Origin of the sequence: Acinetobacter sp. AOR18_HL (assembly GCF_027855145.1) — a bacterium.
GTDB classification, from domain to species: Bacteria; Pseudomonadota; Gammaproteobacteria; order Pseudomonadales; family Moraxellaceae; genus Acinetobacter; species Acinetobacter pittii.
In genome coordinates this window covers 1-18,387 of record NZ_JAKTIG010000023.1, presented here as the reverse complement: position 1 = coordinate 18,387, position 18,387 = coordinate 1, and the positions used below count along the sequence as shown (strand labels likewise).

Genomic DNA, 18,387 nt, shown 5'->3' with positions numbered 1-18,387 from the left:
GCCTATAATATGCCTACCTAAAATCAGTAGATTGTGATTGGTATGTTATATTCACTTGCTCGCCCGATGTTGTTTAGTTTAGCACCAGAGCGTGCCCATGAATTAACATTATCTATGCTTGATAAAGCACATAAGTTCGGCTTACTCCGTCAGAGCGTAGAAGCGAAACCGACGACTTGTATGGGAATTGAATTTCCAAATCCAGTAGGTTTGGCAGCCGGTCTTGATAAAAATGGTGCACACATTGATGCTTTAGCTGGGTTAGGGTTCGGTTTTATTGAAATTGGAACCATTACACCTCGTCCTCAATCGGGTAATCCGCAGCCGCGCTTATTCCGTATTCCAGAAGCTCAAGCCATTATTAACCGTATGGGGTTCAATAATGATGGTGTTGATAAGCTGATTGAAAATGTCAAAGCTTCAAAGTTTAAAGGAATTTTAGGCATTAATATTGGTAAGAATGCTGATACTCCTGTAGAAAAAGCTGTTGATGACTACCTGATTTGCCTTGAGAAAGTGTATAACTACGCTTCTTATATTACCGTTAATATTTCATCTCCAAATACTAAGAACTTAAGAAGTTTACAAAGTGGCGATGCATTAACTGAACTATTGCAAACCTTAAAAGAAAGACAACTTGAGCTAGCTGAACAAAATAATCACTATGTTCCTTTGGTTCTGAAAGTTGCACCTGATTTAACAGCGGAAGATGTTGAATTTATTGCAGCGCAGTTAGTGCAGTTTAAAATTGATGGCTTGATCGTTACTAATACGACCTTATCAAGAGAAGGTGTAGAAAATCTTCCTTATGGTAATGAGTCGGGCGGTTTATCAGGCGCACCTGTTTTTGAAAAAAGTACCGAATGCTTACGTTTGTTTGCCCAAACATTAAAAGGACAAATCCCGTTAATTGGCGTGGGTGGAATTTTGTCGGGTGAACAGGCAGCAGTCAAACAGCAAGCTGGAGCAACATTAGTACAGATCTATAGTGGGCTAATTTATACAGGTCCTATTTTAGTGAAACAATGTGTTGCAGCTATGTCTTAAGTGAATATGAACACAATTGATATCATTATTCTGATACTTTTGCTCATTGGGGGGCTAAACGGTTTGCGACAAGGATTTATTAAAGCCTTTGCGAACTTGGTAGGATGGGTCATTGCATTAATTATGGGTGCAAAATATGCTGTCCTTCTTGCTCCGTCTATGTCGGGTTTAAGTCATGATCCAGTTGTTCAAAAAATTGCAGCTTTTGCATTTATAGCGCTTTTGATCATTGTTTTAACATGGATCGTCTCTGCATTTTTAAATGGCCTCTTGAAAAGTCTGAAATTGGGGCCATTAAATCGTTTAGCAGGTGGTGCTTTTGGTTCTTTAAAGGGCTTGTTGGTTGTACTAATTACAATGCAGGGTGTAGGGCCTTGGGTTGAAAGTTCACCGCACTGGAAACAGTCCAAATTTATACAGTTTTTATTGCCTTATGCGCCTTTAGCTACCGAGTTGTCTAAAGATGCTGCAAGTGAGGCATTTCATCAAATAACATCTGGAGGTAGTGCATCAGGCACTCCTTCAAAACCAATGGACGAATCGGAAGATTTAGAAAACCGATCCGACCATTCGACAAAGAATCCTTTTTATTAATTCCTAGCTTGTCTGCGAGGTTGCTATGTGTGGAGTTGTTGGTATAGCCGGTAAATCGCCAGTGAACCAAATGTTGTTTGATGCTTTAACGATGTTGCAACATCGTGGGCAAGATGCAGCTGGAATAGTAACCTGCCATGAAGGTCGTCTTTTCCTTCGTAAGGATAACGGTATGGTGCGTGATGTCTTTCATACTCGTCATATGAGAGCATTACTTGGTAATTATGGTATTGGCCATGTACGTTACCCAACTGCTGGTTCTGCGAGCAGTGCTGAAGCACAACCATTTTATGTAAACTCACCTTATGGTATTACGCTTGCACATAATGGTAACTTGACCAATGCAGAAGAAATTCATGATGACCTGTTTAAAACAGATTTACGTCATATGAATACAGATTCTGACTCAGAAGTTCTTTTAAACGTATTCGCGCATGAATTACAGAAAAAAGGCACTTTAAATCCTACCGCTGACGATATTTTTCACACGGTTTCTCGTGTGCATGAGCGTTGCCAAGGTGCGTATGGTGTAGTGGCGATGATTACTGGTCATGGTTTAGTAGGTTTCCGTGATCCAAACGGTATTCGCCCACTTATTTACGGTTCGCGTGTAACTGAACAAGGTGAGATGGAATACATCATTGCTTCTGAATCGGTTGCTATTACTGCTCTTGGTTTCAAAATTGAGCGTGATATTGAACCGGGTGAAGCAATTTTCATCAATGCAAATGGCGAGTTGTTCTCTAAGCAATGTGCTGCTAATCCGAAATACCGCCCATGTATTTTTGAGTACGTTTATTTTGCTCGTCCTGATGCGATTATTGATGGAATCTCAGTTTATAAAGCACGTTTAAAAATGGGTGAAAAGCTTGCTCATAAAATTTTACGTGACTGGGGCGAAGACCACGATATTGATGTGGTGATTCCAATTCCAGATACGAGCCGTACTTCAGCTTTAGAACTTGCAAATATTCTAGGTGTGAAGTTCCGTGAAGGTTTTATGAAAAACCGTTATATCGGCCGTACCTTTATTATGCCGGGTCAACAGCAACGTAAAAAATCTGTACGTCAGAAATTAAACCCTGTTGAGTTAGAATTCAAAGGTAAGAACGTTCTATTGGTGGATGACTCTATTGTACGTGGTACAACGTGTAATGAGATTATTCAGATGGCACGTGATTCTGGTGCAAAAAAAGTATACTTTGCGTCAGCAGCACCGAAAGTAATGTATCCAAACGTTTACGGTATCGATATGCCTGCTAAAGCTGAGCTTATTGCTTCAGAACGCAGCGTGGAAGAAATCCAAGAAATTATTGGTGCTGATCGTTTGATTTTCCAAGAATTGGAAGACTTGAAAAATGCTGTGCGTACCAGCAAAGTGCCTGACTTAACTGAGTTTGACTGCTCGGTATTTGATGGAATCTACGTAACAGGTGATATTGATGGTAACTATCTAAATAATTTGGAGCAGAAGCGTAATGACTCTGCTAAGAAGAAAAAAGATGGTTATATTGACGTTAATGTCGATGCTGCTTCTGTAGATTTAACAGGCATCAAAGAAGAATAGAAATAGCCGAAAAAAGCGGGTATTTCCCGCTTTTTTCTTTTATGATGAAACCTAACAATGTAATTGGGAATATTTACATTGAAAGAAGTAAGCCACTATCTCATCGAAAATAAAAATATGGCATGGTCCATCACTATGTGTTTGGTTGCTGTGCTGCTTACTATTTTTATCTTAAATTTAATTTTAGGTTTACTCGTTCATTTTTTTGATTATAGCCAGCCAATTTGGTGGCATACCTTAAGTCCTTACTTCGTTGCACTATTACTTTTTATTATGGTTTGGTCGGTACTTACCGAACTTTATATCCTGCGTAAAGGTGGGCACTCTTTAGCAAAACAACTTAAAGCACGTCGTTTGGTGAAAGAGGAGAGTACTCCCGAAGAACTCGCAGCATTAAAAATTACAGAACACTTAGCTCAAAATTTTTCACTTAAAGTTCCAACTGTATATGTACTACCTGATGAAGTTGGTGTAAATGCACTTACGGCAGGTTTTCATCCCAAAGATATTGTAATTATTCTGACATGGGGTGCTTTACAGAATCTGGATAAGCTTGAGTTATATGGTTTGTTGGGCCATGAGTTTAATCAGATTTTATCTGGTGAGGCTGTTGAGAATACAAAATTAAAGATTTTATATAGTGGCTTAACAACTTTTAGTCAGTGGGGCAGTAAATTAGCCAAGCAAGGTTTTAAGCGCTATAGCCCGGGCTATAAACATAAATTTGAAACTGTTTTTGTTGCGGTCGGTGGAGTCATTTGGTTGGCTGGAAGCCTAGGTGTACTGATTACTCGCTTTATTAAATATTTGACTTTGAGTGGGCGCACATTTCGTAATGACCAAAAAACAGTACGACTATTAAAAAATAATGCGAATACCCAAACTTTATTGCGTATTTATGTTCACCACTCTGGTTCGCAAATTCATAGTGCTTATTCCGAATCAATCGCACATATGTGTTTTGCTAACTCGCTAAGCCCGCAAAGCTGGATGAATATTCACCCGAGTATTCGTGAACGTATTTATGAGTTAAATCCTACTTTGCTACAAGATTTACAATTAGAAAATTTAAAGAAACTTCGCAACCGTCCGTTGTTTAGCTTATTTCATTTCTTAGAAGAATCTGAGAAAGAAATTTATATTCCGTGGTCATCTCCACAGCCTTTACCTTTATTAAGGTTATCACCAATTAGTTTTGCATTAAATGATGCCATTAAGCCCCTGAGTAGTGATGTACGTCGAAATAAAAAGCGTCCTGAATTAATTCAGCGAGCACTACAAACTGCGACTGGTTCACGTGAAGTGATGGTTGCTATTTTGATGATTCGCCAATATCGGGAATTCATTCCAAAAGATGCACCTGTGAGTCATGCCATTATCGATGCATTATTGAATTTGGATGGGCGTATTCATATTCAAATATTTCATGATGCTTGTAAAAATATTGGGCATATACCTGCAAGTATTGCGCGGCAATTTCTTACTAAGCTAGCCCTTATTATCCAAGAAGATGGTGAAATTGGATTGTTAGATGCACTTTTACTGGAGCGTGTTAAATATGAGTTGAACTTGATGCCGTTACATCTACCGACCGCATTTGAAGAAGAGAAACCTCAAATTGTTCGTTTGATTGATGCTTTGCTTCATGTTCAGCAAATTAATAGCCCTAATCAGTTGGAAGTACGTGAGCGCATTTTACGTTCGCTGCTCAATCCCGATGAAATGTATATCTATGATGAAATTTCAGATGAGCCATTAGATCTAGCTGAAATTTTAAATGATATTGCTGGTTTATTATTGCGTGACCGTCTAAGTATTCTAGCTATTGCAGAAATGTGTTTGTGGAGCGACCGTATTATCACGCAAGATGAACTCGATGTGCTTGAATTGCTTTATTGGCGTTTTGGTTTTGAGACAGAAGAAATTGTGGATCAAATGCAAAAGAGAAATAGTGTGATGATTATTTAAAAGACATATACGATTATAAAAACATCTGAATGAAATAAAACACTGAAAAAAAAACCGAAGCCCGTTAGAATGTAGATAGAGTAGAGGTATTGATTTACAGATGATTGGGCAGCAAAGAAATATATTAGCAACTTTAGGAATTGATGTGTGGATTCCTAAGACACAGGTGTGCCAAAAAAATAATGCTCAAAGTCTCTGGCGAGATCAAGCTGCACCAGAAGGTGAACCAATTATATTGCCTTCTAAGAACAATCCAGTTGTTGAGCAACCGACAAAACCACAAGTCAACGAAGTTCCAAAAGTTGAACCTGAAATTGCGGTACCACTTCCAGTAGAAGTTCCGCCTGTTGTGTCACCTCGTACTGAAGTACAAGCTCCAGTGGTTACGATTGCTTCATTTGAGTTGCAAGCTTTTGCGCTTGAAAAATGCGTTATTTTTTTAGATGTTACTAATTTAAGTGAAGAAGAAAAGCAGCTTTGGAATAACATTCAAAAAGCAAAAATAGGGCAATATGCTGAATTAAAATGGCCTTTCCCTTTAGCTAACTATCAAGACCAACGTGGTGCAGGTTCATATATTCAAGGCTTTTTAGATGCTGTCGCAGCAGACAAGAAGATCTTATGCCTTGGTGAATGTTCTTATATTCAGCATGCCAATATTATCCATTTGGCGAGTTTAAAAGAGATGTTGGAGAAACCACTCCTTAAAAAAAGGTTATGGCAATTAATGCAAGATAACAACGAGTAGTAGGGATTTACATGAAAAAAGTTGTAGTTTTTAGCCAAATTGATGAAGAAATTTTGTCTCGATTACAACAGGATTATCATGTTGTGGTTCTTAATCCAAAACTGGGTGATATTAATGAGCAAATACGCCAACAAGTTGTAGATGCTGATGGAATGATTGGTGCTGGTCGACTTCTTAATGAAAGTAATCTTGCGCCTGCTCAAAAACTCAAAATTATTTCATCTGTAACAGTTGGCTATGACAATTATGATGTGGCTTATCTAAACCAAAGAAAAATCTGGTTATCAAATACACCTCATGTTTTAACTGAAACAACGGCTGATCTTGCTTTTACATTATTACTAAGCGCTGCTAGAAAAGTTCCTTTTCTTGATCATTGGACGAAACAAGGTGAATGGAAAAGAACTGTTGGGCCTCAGCAGTTTGGTTTAGATGTTTTTGGAAAGACATTAGGGATTATTGGGCTTGGTAATATTGGTGCTGCAATTGCACGCCGTGGTTTTTATGGATTTAACATGAATATTGTTTACCATAACCGCCGTGAAAAGCCTGAATTGGCAGAACCTTTAAAAGCACAATATCTTGGTTTAGATGAGTTATTGCAACAGTCTGATTTTGTAGTAACTGCAGTTGATTTAAATAATGAATCGAAAGCTTTGATGGGGAAAGCTCAATTTGAGCTTATGCAAAAGCATGCTATTTTTATAAATATTGCGCGTGGTTCAGTAGTTGACGAGCAAGCTTTAATTGAGGCCTTACAAAGCGGGGAAATCTTTGGAGCTGGTTTAGATGTATATGAAAAAGAACCATTACAAGATTCAGAGCTTTTTAAACTGCCAAATGTTGTTACTTTGCCTCATGTAGGATCTGCGACTGCAGAGACCCGTAAAAAAATGGCAAATCTTGCTTATAAAAATCTAGTTGAAGCTTTAGAGGATAAAACTCCTAGATATTTGGTAAACCCAAACTTTGCATAAATGATTAATAACACTTCATTGCAAAACTAAGCGATCTCGAGTGATATATTAAAAGTCTATTGATTGAACATAATTTTTTATGTTTTATATCAGTAGACTTTTTTTGATGGTTTAATTTTACTAGAGAAAAACATTTGAGATTTTTGCCAATTATTTTAAGTACGGCTTTTATAACAAATGCTTCGTACGCGCAGCCTTTCGACCCTCAGCCTTCTGCAAATCAAGTAGAAATTCCAAATATTGGAAGTGGGATTGGTTTGCTTGATCAACAAAAAGAAAAATTTATTGGCGAAAAAGTTTTTCGTGAAGTTCATAAACAAATGCCCGTTATTCAAGATGTCTGGCTAGAAGATCAATTTTTTCAGGTATTTTCGAGTATTTTAAGTGAAACTCAGCTTGGTCAGCCGATTGGTCTAGTCGTGATTAAAGATCCGCAAATTAATGCTTTTGCTGTCCCAGGTGGCTTATTTGCGCTCAATACAGGGCTTATTGCCTCAGCACGAAATATTGACGAAATTGCTGGTGTTATGGCGCATGAAATTGCGCATGTATCGCAAAGACATTTTAGTCGCTCTGAAGAAGCCTTTAAGGGTCAAACATTGCTAAGTCTAGCAGGACTTTTAGCGGGGGTGGCTATAGCTGCGCAGGGTGGTGGCGATGCGGGAGCAGCAGTTATGCTTGGAACCCAAGCTGCACTCATGGATAAGCAATTAACATATAGTCGAAATCAAGAGCGTGAAGCAGACCGTATCGGCATGCAATATATGTATGCGGCAGGTTATAACCCTCAAAGTATGGCTGATTACTTTGAAACAATGCATAGAGCTACAAGTCGAGTAAGTTTTTTACCGGATTTCTGGCTGACTCATCCATTGACGACTGAGCGTATGAGTGAAGCGCGGCTGCGTGCAAACCAGCTGCCTAGAGTTAAAAATCGTATATATGATGCAGATTTTGAGATTTTAAAATGGTATACCATGGTGGTTGCCAATCAAGCAACTGAAAACCAACTACAAAGTTTGGCGTCCCAAAAAAATATTGCTGGTCTGATTGCTTTAGCGGCATTTTACACAAGACAAGGTGATTATGTGCAAGCGCAATCTACTCTAGATCAAGCGAAATCTAGTGGAAAGCCTCTTGTCACATTGTTGCAGACAGATATTTATCTTGGCCAAAACAAGCTAGATCAAGCTTATACTACTATTGCTGCTACACAAATGACGATGCCTGAAAATAAAGCTTTTAGTTATAAGTTGGCTGAGGTGCTGCTACGCCAGGGTAAGTTTGCGCAAGTTCAAACCTTGGTTCAAAGATTTATTAATAAGAATCCAAGAGATATACAGGGTTGGCAATTTTTACAGCAAGCTGCAAATTTGGATAAGAATGGACCTTTAAGAGCGGTTAATGTTCTACGCTATCGGGCTGAAGCAGAATATTGGTCAGGTAGTGAGGAAAATGCAATTAAATCAATGTTGCATGCTCAGCGATTGGCAAAAGATAATCAAGCAATGTCGGCAAGAATAGACAGTCGTTTGAAACAAATGCAAGATGAGCGACGAATGAAAATTTAAGGTCTAGGATGACTTAGGAATTTTCACAGGCATAAATATATTTAAACTTACGAGAAAGTTTAATTTAAGGGTATATAAGAAGAGAGGGAATTAAGCTAATTTAGCTTTAATTTTTGCTGAAACTTGAGCAGGATCGGCACGCCCGGCTATGATCGGACGTAGAGAATTCATCACCTTACCCATATCTTTCATGCTAGTTGCTTCTTGAGCAGCAATCGTTTGCTCAATGATAGAATCAAGCTCTTCCTCAGTCATAGCTTCTGGTAGAAACTGAGAGATAATCTCAGCTTCGGCTTGTTCTTTACTAGCTAAATCATTACGACCAGCACCTTCAAAGGCTTTGATCGATTCTTTACGTTGTTTAATTTGCTTTTCAATGACCGCAAGAACCTGAGCGTCGTCAAGCTCTTTGCGCTCATCGACTTCGATTTGCTTAATTGCCGCTTGTAGACTACGCAAAACCGTCACTGTTGCCATATCTTTGGCACGCATAGAAGTTTTTAATGCATCAGTAATTTGGTTTTTTAAAGTAGTCATAATTCAGCAGTCAATCACAAATTAATTAGTAAAGGCGAGTAGTACGTACAGATTCGCGAGCCAATTTCTTTTGGTAGCGTTTAACTGCTGCAGCTTTTTTGCGCTTACGTTCTTGAGTTGGTTTTTCATAGAATTCGCGTTTACGAACGTCAGCTAAAACACCAGCTTTTTCGCATGAACGTTTGAAACGACGGATAGCTACGTCAACTGGTTCGCCTTCTTTCAACTTAACTTGTGGCATGTAAAATCCTCTAGATTATGGATAAGATCAGGCACACCATTGCGCCCGATCACAAGTGAAGGTCAGTATTTTACTCATTTACAACTCATATCACAAGTCTATAATAGCGATTGCAATATTTTGACTCATATAAAAGGCAGTTTTGATGATTGTTTTAGGCTTGGAAACTTCTTGTGATGAAACAGGGTTGGCACTTTATGATAGCGAACTCGGCTTACGGGGACAGGTTCTTTATAGCCAGATTAAACTTCATGCCGAATATGGTGGAGTAGTACCTGAACTTGCTTCTCGTGACCATGTTCGTAAATTAATTCCTTTAATGAATCAATTGCTTGAACAAAGTGGTGTAACAAAACAAGAGATTGATGCGGTTGCCTATACGCGTGGTCCTGGCTTAATGGGAGCATTAATGACAGGTGCACTGTTTGGCAGAACTTTAGCTTTTTCTTTAAATAAGCCTGCAATTGGTGTTCACCATATGGAAGGTCATATGTTGGCCCCATTACTTTCAAGTCAACCACCTGAATTTCCGTTTGTAGCATTGTTAGTTTCAGGTGGGCATACACAATTGATGGCAGCCCACGCTATTGGTCAATATGAACTATTGGGTGAGTCTATTGATGATGCTGCGGGCGAAGCTTTTGATAAAGTTGCCAAAATGATGAGCTTGCCATATCCAGGTGGGCCAAATATCGCAAAACTTGCATTATCTGGTGATCCATTAGCATTTGAGTTTCCAAGACCTATGCTTCATCAAGGCTTGGATTTTTCTTTTAGTGGTTTAAAAACAGCTGTTTCTGTTCAATTGAAAAAATTGAATGGCGAAAATCGTGACGCTGATATTGCTGCTTCATTCCAAGAAGCAATTGTAGATACCTTGGTAAAAAAATCAGTAAAAGCTTTAAAGCAAACTGGACTTAAACGTTTAGTGATTGCAGGTGGAGTTAGCGCAAATTTAAGACTACGCGAGCAATTAGAAACCTCTTTAGCGAAAATTAAAGCGCAAGTTTATTATGCAGAGCCTGCTTTATGTACTGATAATGGGGCAATGATTGCTTTTGCTGGTTATCAACGTTTAAAAGCAGGTCAGCATGATGGGTTGGCGGTAACGACCACACCAAGATGGCCAATGACTGAACTTACTATTCCTGAGTAAGATTACTCCTCTTCAAAGGCTTTTTGGTTTTCAATATCAATGTATTCGATATAACCACGGCCTTGAACTTCATTGCCAAAATAATGACCTGTAAATATATAGCTACTCGCATAACCTCGCCCATGACCATAGCGGAATGGGCAGTCAATTTCTGCCTGAATGTTTAAGATGATTTGCTTTGCCTCATTTCTAGCGATCCAAGAAAAATATTTTGGAAGTCGCATTTTTTGCCTACTAGGTGAAACAAAGTCATCAACTTGATGCGAAATAATATCAAAGCTTACATCTGTATAAATTTCAGCTGGCTGGTCCAGATGTCTAATATGTAGGGTATATGCAGCTGTTTGTCCTGCAATATCGGCTTTGGTAAGAAGAAGCTGAGTGGTTTCATTTAAATTGATGATTTGATAAGTGAAAAAATCAAGTGGCAGTTTATATGCATCAGGAATAAGTTTATTTGTGATGGAGTGAGGACCAACTGCTCGAGCATATTCGTAAGTACAAAGTCCTTGGGTTTCAATGCGTTCTGCTTGATAGTTTAGAAAACCTTTAAACTTTGCCAATAAGCTAAAATGATCATAGATTGGTGTTTTTATAAACCATGAAACATGTGAACTGATATCGATATCAAAGTCGAAATCAAACCCATCGTAATCTCCATTAATATGGATGTGCGGAAATTTGCCTTGAATTGAAATTTCCTGACCTAGTTCTATTAAGGTCCCATCTTTATTAATTTTTGTATCTTCGGGAATGACATAGGCTTTCAATAAGGCTTGTTCCAGAGCAGCTGTGCTTGAAAAGAATGTAGCTGTTTTTCTAGGATTTCCAGTGATGATATCATCATGGTCAAAAGCAAGTGCACCTGGTGTACCAATTAAAATCATAATATTTAAGTAACGATGCGGCTCTGGTAAAAGCGGGAAAAAGATACCGTAATGTGTCCAACTATAATATTTTTCGTCAACTCGTGGATGGATGGTATGAGTTTGAGTAAAAGGAAGAGTTGAATATTTTTTTGCTTGGTCTAAAACGCCTTGTGCAAGTAATAAACTTTTACCAAGCGCTTTACTGGCTGTAGAAATTTTTGGCAATTGTTTTTTCATATATAAACCTAAAGAAGGGCTATCTTTGTTTTAGGTTATGAAAAACAACTGCCAAAGCTAAGCGGTTTATAGGCCAAAGCTAAGGCTTTGCGGGACATTTTATTTAATTGTTAGACAAATCTTTTAAGGCGTTTAAACCAATCCAATGCTTAGAAAACTGATAAGCCGCTCGACCAGAGCGCTGCCCCCGCATTTGACACCAACGTAAACTTTCAGCACGAACTTCATCATTGAAAGGCATGTTTGCTTTATCAAGATAATGCTCAACGATTTCTAAATATAGGTTTTGATCCATTGGATAAAAAGATAGCCATAGACCAAACCGATCCGATAAAGAGATCTTTTCCTCAATCGCTTCTTGTGGATGTAGTTCAGTATATTGGGGAACATCGACCTTAGTTACAGGTGTATTTTCATGCATGAATTCTGGTAACAGGTGGCGACGGTTACTGGTTGCATAAATAATAAAATTACTTGAACCTGACTGTAATGAACCATCTAATACACTTTTTAGACTACGGTAATTTTCATCTTCGGCATTAAAAGCCAAGTCATCACAATAGACGATATATTTTTCAGGTCGATTTTGAATGATTTTTTGGATTTTAGGTAAGTCTGATAAATCATCGCGTTCAATTTCAATTAAACGTAATCCCTGAGGGGCATACTCAGTGAGTAAAGCACGAACAATAGAAGATTTTCCTGTACCACGTGAGCCTGTTAACAGCACATCATTCGCTGGTAGACCATTTAAAAATTGCAAAGTATTTTGAATAATTTTTTCTTTTTGACGCTCAATGCCTTTTAAGTCATCAAGATAAATATTTTTTGGCTTATAGATGGCATTAAGTTGCTGATTTTCCCATCTAAAAGCAGGTGCAGTAAAATCTGTTTCTTGTCGAGGCTCAGGCAAGACTTGCTGTAACTGATTTAATACAAGTGATAATGTTTGAACTAAATTGTCCGGTAAATCAATGGTAGCCATGGTAAGTCAATCATGTTAAACAGTGTTTGATAGGATACTAACACCGAAATTAACAGGCTGACAAAAAACTTATTGCCTATACAGTTTATCGGTTTTGCAATTGATTGAAATGTTCAGACCGAGCATAGTGTTGTGATGTCTATTCAGTAAAATCATCTGGGAAGATGAGGACGAAATATGTTTGAAAAAATACGAAGTGATATGAATCCACATCAGGCTTACCGTATCAAAAAATTACAACGTCAGTTAGACATGGCTGAATCTTATGAGGAATGGAAGTCTTTTGCATTAAAACTAGATGAAGAAACAGGTGTGCAAGAGTGGAAGTTTGATAATAGTTCACCTTACTTCGATGCCGAACTCATTTCTTATCGATACACTTTGCTCAAAAGATATCGTCAGCAACATCGTACATTAGACCTCATCTATTTACTTAAAGAGGGTCTAACCTACGATATTGCAAATATTGGTCATCCAATGCTTTTTGCCGCAACACATGTTGGTACAAAAAAGTTAATTGAAGACTATATTGAAGAAGTTAGCCAAAGTTTGGCTTACATCGCTTCAAGTGAATGTATTACGTTTCAAAGAAAAGAAAAAATAGAGTTTTTTGAAAACTGTGAAAAGGCATATGGACAACCTGCACTTATGTTTTCGGGTGGAGCGACTTTAGGCCTTTTTCATACAGGTGTGTGTAAAGCTTTAATTGAACAAGACTTAATGCCTAAAGTGCTCTCTGGCTCAAGTGCAGGGGCAATTATGACAGGTATGCTTGGAACCTCTGCTAGTGAAGATATCCAAAACTTATTAAATGGTGAGCAATTTTTTAGTGATGCTTTTCATTTTAGAAAATTCCGTGAACTCATTAAAGGCAATGGTGGAATTGCCGACGTTCAGTATTTGAAAAAATTCCTCATTGAGAATTTAGGTGATCTTACGTTTGAAGAGGCTTTCAAAAAATCTGGTTTAAACATTAATGTGGCAGTGGCGCCATATGATGCAACAGAAAACCCAAGAATTATGAATGCCATTATGACGCCGAATGTTTTGGTTTGGAGTGCTGTATTGGCTTCATGTGCCGTGCCAATTTTATTCCCACCGGTACGTTTAACCAGTAAACGTTATGACGGTGAACATACACCTTATATGGCAAATACAAAGTGGGTAGATGGAAGTGTAAGAAGCGATTTCCCGCAAGAAAGAATGGCGCGGCTTTATAATTTAAACTACACGATTGCGAGTCAGGTTAACCCACATATTGTTCCATTTATGCAAAATGATGCGGATCGCTTCCGTAAAGACGTTTTAAGTTGGCCTGAAAGAATTTTAAGACGCCAAGGTAAAGTACTATCAATGGGCATTATGGACTTTACGCGTCAACGACTTGGTTCTATATCTCCAGTTAGAAGATTGTTAGATCATGGATATGGCGTAATGGGACAGCGTTATTATGGTGATGTAAATATCATTGCTAAATATAGCCTAAGTCACTATACCTACACTTTGCAAAACCCGCGTCCGCATCTGTTTAAGCGTTTGCAAAGAGAAGGGGAGCGTGCAACTTGGCCAAAAATTTCTTCAATTGAAACCCATGCTCGTATTGGTAAGACAATTCAGCATTGTTTAGAAGTTTTGCGCTTTGAAGAAAAGAAACAACAGCCTGAGTCTTACTATGCTGAGGCATGATTTTGCTTCGCATATAGAAAACTTAACATGTGTAACAAAGCCAACAAGTGCAGCGTTAGGGCGGTGTTTATGGACATGTACCATAGATACCGAAAATTACTGGTTAAAATATCATTTGCCTGAAACCCATGCTCAAAGTGAGCAAGATTTCATGCATGAGCAATTATTTTACGAAGAAATTCACTTTAAAAAACCTGCATGGCTTTTACCTCATAAATTAATTGAGGTCAGTTTAATCCCTCAGCTAGGCCATTCTTTGGGTAAGGTTTTAATTTTACCTGATAGTGAAGTGTGGTTCAGTTCATTGGTTCATGAAAGTGATTTAACTGATGTATATCGTAAGATTTGGTTCGCAATAAATATGCTTGCAGAACTTCATGAACTTGGCTGGATTCATGGAGACGTTAAGGCAGAGCATTTTAGAAAGTTTCAGCAAAAGCCTTATTTAATTGATTTTGAGAAAACGAGACCGATTTCAAGTTGCGATACAGTCATGGATGCAACACCTCGTTATATGGCTCCTGAGCTATTTAGAGGAGGGTATAAGGGAATACAAAGCGATTTATATGCATTTGGCATCGTTCTATATGAATGGTTAACACAAAATCGCTTAGAAGCAGGTAGTTATCGTGATTGGGCAATCTTGCACTGTCAAAATTTAACCATTCAATTACCCGCGCAGTTTTTGATTTTTTATCCCTTACTTGCAGGTTTATTACAAAAACAGCAGCAAAATCGATTTTCAAATGCTGATGAAGCAATAAATTGCTTAAAACAGATTCAAATTGATAAAAATCATTGATCTAGTATCTGTATACAATTTACACGGTTAGTTTTTTTTAGAAAAAAAACACTTGTCACTGTCAGATCTTATCGCTAATATACACAGCCATCGGGGGCGTGGCGAAATTGGTAGACGCACTGGATTTAGGTTCCAGCGCCGCAAGGTGTAAGAGTTCGAGTCTCTTCGCCCCCACCACTTTAAGTTAATAACTTAAAGTTTGATGTAGATGTTAAGTCATCTAGATCTTGGAAGAGGATTGGTGTAATGGTAGCATGACGGTCTCCAAAACCGTTCGTCAAGGTTCGAGTCCTTGATCCTCTGCCACATTTATTTTAAATAAATGTCCCAGATGGGGGCGTGGCGAAATTGGTAGACGCACTGGATTTAGGTTCCAGCGCCGCAAGGTGTAAGAGTTCGAGTCTCTTCGCCCCCACCATTAAAAAAGCAAGATTATGATCTTGCTTTTTTTGTGATTAAATCTTGAGTGTTTAATCATGAATATAGAGGATTGGTGTAATGGTAGCATGACGGTCTCCAAAACCGTTCGTCAAGGTTCGAGTCCTTGATCCTCTGCCATAAAATAAGGCTCCTATTCGGGAGTTTTTTTTATTATCTATATTTTTAAAAATAACTTTTCATTCGTGCTCAAGCAATTTTCTAAATAGCTATTTTTATAGCTGTTGCTTTTCAATGTTTTTATCACATCATAGATTGTTTTTTAATTAAGCAATATACTGAATTTCTTAATCTTTTTATTAAGCTATTGTTTTATATTTATTTAACTTAAGTTTTGGAAATTATTTATATAAAAGCCTTGAATACAATTTTATTTCATGTATGATGCTGTTAACTAGAAAAAAGACTTGTTAGTAAATCTTCTTTTAAGTATCGTAGTTTTAGTCATAATCCTTCGTTTTTTAAGATATTAAGCTCAATTTGTTATTCTTTTTTCAAAGTTATGATAGGGTCATTATTTAATGATTCTAAAATATTAGAAATCAGTAGGATATATCATGTCTAATACAGTAAGTGGTACAGTAAAGTGGTTTAACGAAACTAAAGGTTTTGGTTTCATTCAACAAGACAACGGTCCAGATGTGTTCGCTCACTTCAAAGAAATCGCAGGTTCTGGCTTCAAAACTTTGCATGAAGGTCAACGCGTAACATTTACCGTTACTCAAGGGCAAAAAGGCCCAAATGCTGTAAATATTATTCCACAATAATATAACAGCAACTAAAAAAAGCACTTTTTAGTGCTTTTTTTTATTTTAGCTTTTAAAGAAATTTATTCTTCTTTTAGAGCATTAAAAGCCCTCAATAGGAGGGCTTTTTATTTTCTTGTTAATATAAATCATTAGTTATTAAGCTCTTATAGTTAATAATCGAGCATATTTTTAATTTAAACTTTAGAATATGTGTGAAATATAAATTATTAGTAATAGAGATATGGTAGATTAAAAAATCTTTAAATAAAGAAATTTTATATTTCACGGAATTGCTAATGAACGTTCGCCTGTGTTATGCCAGTCAACGAAACGAAAAAAATGAAGACTTGTTGCAAGATTTACGTGATATTTTGACAGAAGCACGAGATTTCAATGATTTGAATCAGATCTGTGGGGTGCTCTATTATGCCGATAATGCTTTCTTTCAATGTTTGGAAGGTGAACGAGAGGTGGTTGAACGATTATTTGAAAAAATTACAAATGATGAAAGACACCACAATGTTAAATGGTTGTGTACATATTCCATTGAACAAAACTCGTTTCAACGATGGTCAATGAAATATGTACAACGTAATACAAATATCGAATCTTTCTTTCTAAAAATGGGAGAAAGTACTTTTAATCCTATTCGTCTTGATGAGCAAAACTTAAAAGCTTTCATCAATGAATTAGTTATTGCCGAACAAACTAAAATTAACACAGTTAAGAAAGTGGGTATGGTGAATCGTGGGGTGAAACCGTTTTAGCTATTTGGCTATCACGCCAATATGGATGGTCTTGAGTTTAGGTAATATTTTAGTCATGACTAAATATACAATAACTGAACTTGCGAGCATCCATATCACTTCTAAGCTTTGACTAATGACAAACATAGCCCAATAAAAAAAGCTAAATAGGGCGAGACAGAGTCTACTACCTTTAAAATACCAAGTAATAAATATTCCAAACAGTGCAGAAGAGAGAAGGAGATTAATCGTCTCGTTCATTCCTATGTAATTAAAGAAAATAATCAGTAAGCATAAAGCTAACATTGATAGTAAATATACAAATATATTTTTTGCAATAAACATTTTCTATACCCTATCTGATGATTAAAAAGTATCTTTCGGCGAATTCAAACATGAGGTGCGACAGTTTCAAAAGCCATATGATAATCAACAAGCTGAGCAAATTTCTCTAATGGTGTAAGCCAATCTAACGCCTTTCTAGGACGAGTATTCAGTGACATGGCAACTTGATTTAAATAATGCTGATCTGCCTGATTTAAATCAATCCCTTTAGGTAAATATTGCCTAATTAAACCATTCATATTTTCGCATGTGCCTTTTTGCCAAGGTGAATGTGGGTCACAGAAATATACATCTATGCCTAAATCTTCTTCGAGTATTTTATGTTCTGACATCTCGCGTCCACGGTCATAGGTCAACGTTTTACGCAGTTCTGCAGGTAAATATTTCAGAGCTTCAGTTAAAGCCTTGCGCACTGATTCTGCCTTTGCATCAGGTAATGTTGCCAAGATACAGAGCCGTGTATTTCGTTCAATAAGTGTTGCTATCGAACTTTTATTGTCTTTACCTTTAATTAAATCAGCTTCCCAATGACCCGGTATTTTTCTTTCTTGAACTTCGGCTGGGCGCTCATGAATAGTTTTAATATCCTGTAATATAGAATCTTTTTTAGGTTCACCGTTAGCTTTTCGCTTTTTATTTTCATGACGCAGACAGGATAATAAGTCTTTTTTCAACTCACCCTTGGGTAATGCTCGTATCGTTGAATAAATCGTTGTATGGCTTACATTCATTGTTTGATCCAAATCAGGAAATGTCTTTAAACGCTTTGCTATTTGCTGAGGAGACCATAAACAACGGATCGCTTCAACAATAAATTTCCAGAGGATTGAATCGATTTTGAGTTTTCTGTGACCACGTCTACGTCTAGCGAAGGTGTTATCAGAAGCATATCGAGCTTGATAAACGTCATTGATGCTATTTCTTTTAAGCTCACGATAGATCGTACTAGGATGTCTTTTAATGAGTTCAGCAAATTTTCTGGCTGAAAAGCCTTCTTTTCTTGACTCAAGCATTAATGCAGTACGATCTTCAAAGTTAAGATGATGGTATGACAATTTTATATACTCCATAAACCCTTTAAATTAATTAGGTGGTTTATGTCGCACTTCAAGTTTTACTCTGCC

Annotated in this window: 18 protein-coding genes and 4 tRNA genes; 16 read left to right on the top strand and 6 right to left on the bottom strand. The window is 37.4% G+C overall.

Annotation, left to right across the window (positions count from 1 at the left end):
- Positions 1-42: 42 nt before the first annotated feature.
- From MKL51_RS05210 to MKL51_RS05180, 7 genes are all read left to right on the top strand, one after another.
- Positions 43-1,047, top strand: a complete 1,005-nt coding sequence (locus MKL51_RS05210; RefSeq protein ID WP_005068330.1) for a quinone-dependent dihydroorotate dehydrogenase — start codon at positions 43-45, stop codon at positions 1,045-1,047.
- Between the two features lie 6 nt (positions 1,048-1,053).
- On the top strand, positions 1,054-1,641 hold the full coding sequence (locus tag MKL51_RS05205) for a CvpA family protein (protein WP_002115251.1): 588 nt from the start codon (positions 1,054-1,056) through the stop codon (positions 1,639-1,641).
- Between the two features lie 25 nt (positions 1,642-1,666).
- Positions 1,667-3,208: an amidophosphoribosyltransferase gene (purF, locus tag MKL51_RS05200; RefSeq protein ID WP_005073509.1), complete on the top strand. Its 1,542-nt coding sequence runs from the start codon at positions 1,667-1,669 to the stop codon at positions 3,206-3,208.
- A gap of 78 nt (positions 3,209-3,286) precedes the next feature.
- Positions 3,287-5,176, top strand: a complete 1,890-nt coding sequence (locus tag MKL51_RS05195) for a M48 family metalloprotease (RefSeq protein WP_270904190.1) — start codon at positions 3,287-3,289, stop codon at positions 5,174-5,176.
- Between the two features lie 100 nt (positions 5,177-5,276).
- On the top strand, positions 5,277-5,924 hold the full coding sequence (locus MKL51_RS05190; RefSeq protein ID WP_017480785.1) for a hypothetical protein: 648 nt from the start codon (positions 5,277-5,279) through the stop codon (positions 5,922-5,924).
- 11 nt (positions 5,925-5,935) lie between these two features.
- The gene (locus MKL51_RS05185) at positions 5,936-6,901 is read left to right on the top strand and encodes a 2-hydroxyacid dehydrogenase (protein WP_017398569.1); all 966 of its coding nucleotides are present in this window, start codon (positions 5,936-5,938) and stop codon (positions 6,899-6,901) included.
- A 143-nt stretch (positions 6,902-7,044) separates the two neighbouring features.
- Positions 7,045-8,472, top strand: a complete 1,428-nt coding sequence (locus MKL51_RS05180) for a M48 family metalloprotease (RefSeq protein WP_080612830.1) — start codon at positions 7,045-7,047, stop codon at positions 8,470-8,472.
- 90 nt (positions 8,473-8,562) lie between these two features.
- Here the strand turns inward: MKL51_RS05180 and MKL51_RS05175 are convergent, their stop codons facing one another.
- Together MKL51_RS05175 and rpsU are read right to left on the bottom strand one after the other, a co-directional pair.
- Positions 8,563-9,009, bottom strand: coding sequence for a GatB/YqeY domain-containing protein (locus MKL51_RS05175; protein WP_002115302.1), 447 nt, complete (start codon positions 9,007-9,009; stop codon positions 8,563-8,565).
- Between the two features lie 25 nt (positions 9,010-9,034).
- Entirely contained in the window at positions 9,035-9,250 is a 216-nt protein-coding gene (rpsU, locus tag MKL51_RS05170; RefSeq protein WP_001136722.1) for a 30S ribosomal protein S21, read from the bottom strand.
- Between the two features lie 145 nt (positions 9,251-9,395).
- Here rpsU and tsaD point away from each other — a divergent pair, with 145 nt between their 5' ends.
- Positions 9,396-10,406: a tRNA (adenosine(37)-N6)-threonylcarbamoyltransferase complex transferase subunit TsaD gene (gene tsaD, locus MKL51_RS05165; RefSeq protein ID WP_005068344.1), complete on the top strand. Its 1,011-nt coding sequence runs from the start codon at positions 9,396-9,398 to the stop codon at positions 10,404-10,406.
- A gap of 2 nt (positions 10,407-10,408) precedes the next feature.
- On the opposite strand, the gene MKL51_RS05160 is transcribed toward tsaD, so the two are convergent.
- Together MKL51_RS05160 and MKL51_RS05155 are read right to left on the bottom strand one after the other, a co-directional pair.
- Entirely contained in the window at positions 10,409-11,512 is a 1,104-nt protein-coding gene (locus tag MKL51_RS05160; RefSeq protein WP_032005333.1) for a DUF6670 family protein, read from the bottom strand.
- Between the two features lie 103 nt (positions 11,513-11,615).
- The gene (locus tag MKL51_RS05155; RefSeq protein ID WP_017480789.1) at positions 11,616-12,497 is read right to left on the bottom strand and encodes an ATP-binding protein; all 882 of its coding nucleotides are present in this window, start codon (positions 12,495-12,497) and stop codon (positions 11,616-11,618) included.
- A 177-nt stretch (positions 12,498-12,674) separates the two neighbouring features.
- Between MKL51_RS05155 and MKL51_RS05150 the strand changes: the two genes are divergently transcribed.
- The 8 genes from MKL51_RS05150 (at position 12,675) to MKL51_RS05115 (ending at position 16,939) form a co-directional block, all read left to right on the top strand.
- Positions 12,675-14,183: a DUF3336 domain-containing protein gene (locus tag MKL51_RS05150; RefSeq protein ID WP_005073515.1), complete on the top strand. Its 1,509-nt coding sequence runs from the start codon at positions 12,675-12,677 to the stop codon at positions 14,181-14,183.
- The gene (locus MKL51_RS05145) at positions 14,170-14,985 is read left to right on the top strand and encodes a protein kinase domain-containing protein (RefSeq protein ID WP_032005335.1); all 816 of its coding nucleotides are present in this window, start codon (positions 14,170-14,172) and stop codon (positions 14,983-14,985) included. Before MKL51_RS05150 ends, MKL51_RS05145 begins: the two co-directional genes overlap by 14 nt.
- 92 nt (positions 14,986-15,077) lie before the next feature.
- Positions 15,078-15,162, top strand: a tRNA-Leu gene (locus MKL51_RS05140).
- A 55-nt stretch (positions 15,163-15,217) separates the two neighbouring features.
- Positions 15,218-15,291 (top strand) — tRNA-Trp (locus MKL51_RS05135).
- A 27-nt stretch (positions 15,292-15,318) separates the two neighbouring features.
- Positions 15,319-15,403, top strand: a tRNA-Leu gene (locus tag MKL51_RS05130).
- Between the two features lie 66 nt (positions 15,404-15,469).
- Positions 15,470-15,543, top strand: a tRNA-Trp gene (locus MKL51_RS05125).
- A gap of 437 nt (positions 15,544-15,980) precedes the next feature.
- A complete protein-coding gene (locus MKL51_RS05120) occupies positions 15,981-16,190 on the top strand; it encodes a cold-shock protein (protein ID WP_002115279.1) in 210 nt (69 codons plus the stop codon).
- 278 nt (positions 16,191-16,468) lie between these two features.
- Entirely contained in the window at positions 16,469-16,939 is a 471-nt protein-coding gene (locus tag MKL51_RS05115; RefSeq protein WP_005073517.1) for an AnBLUF65 family BLUF photoreceptors, read from the top strand.
- Here MKL51_RS05115 and MKL51_RS05110 read toward each other — a convergent pair whose 3' ends face one another.
- Together MKL51_RS05110 and MKL51_RS05105 are read right to left on the bottom strand one after the other, a co-directional pair.
- Complete coding sequence (locus MKL51_RS05110; protein WP_032005339.1) at positions 16,940-17,263, bottom strand: hypothetical protein; 324 nt, start codon at positions 17,261-17,263, stop codon at positions 16,940-16,942.
- Between the two features lie 44 nt (positions 17,264-17,307).
- Positions 17,308-18,333 carry an IS30-like element ISAba125 family transposase gene (locus tag MKL51_RS05105; RefSeq protein ID WP_004994718.1) on the bottom strand — a complete coding sequence of 342 codons (1,026 nt, stop codon included), beginning with the start codon at positions 18,331-18,333 and terminating at the stop codon, positions 17,308-17,310.
- Positions 18,334-18,387 lie beyond the last annotated feature (54 nt).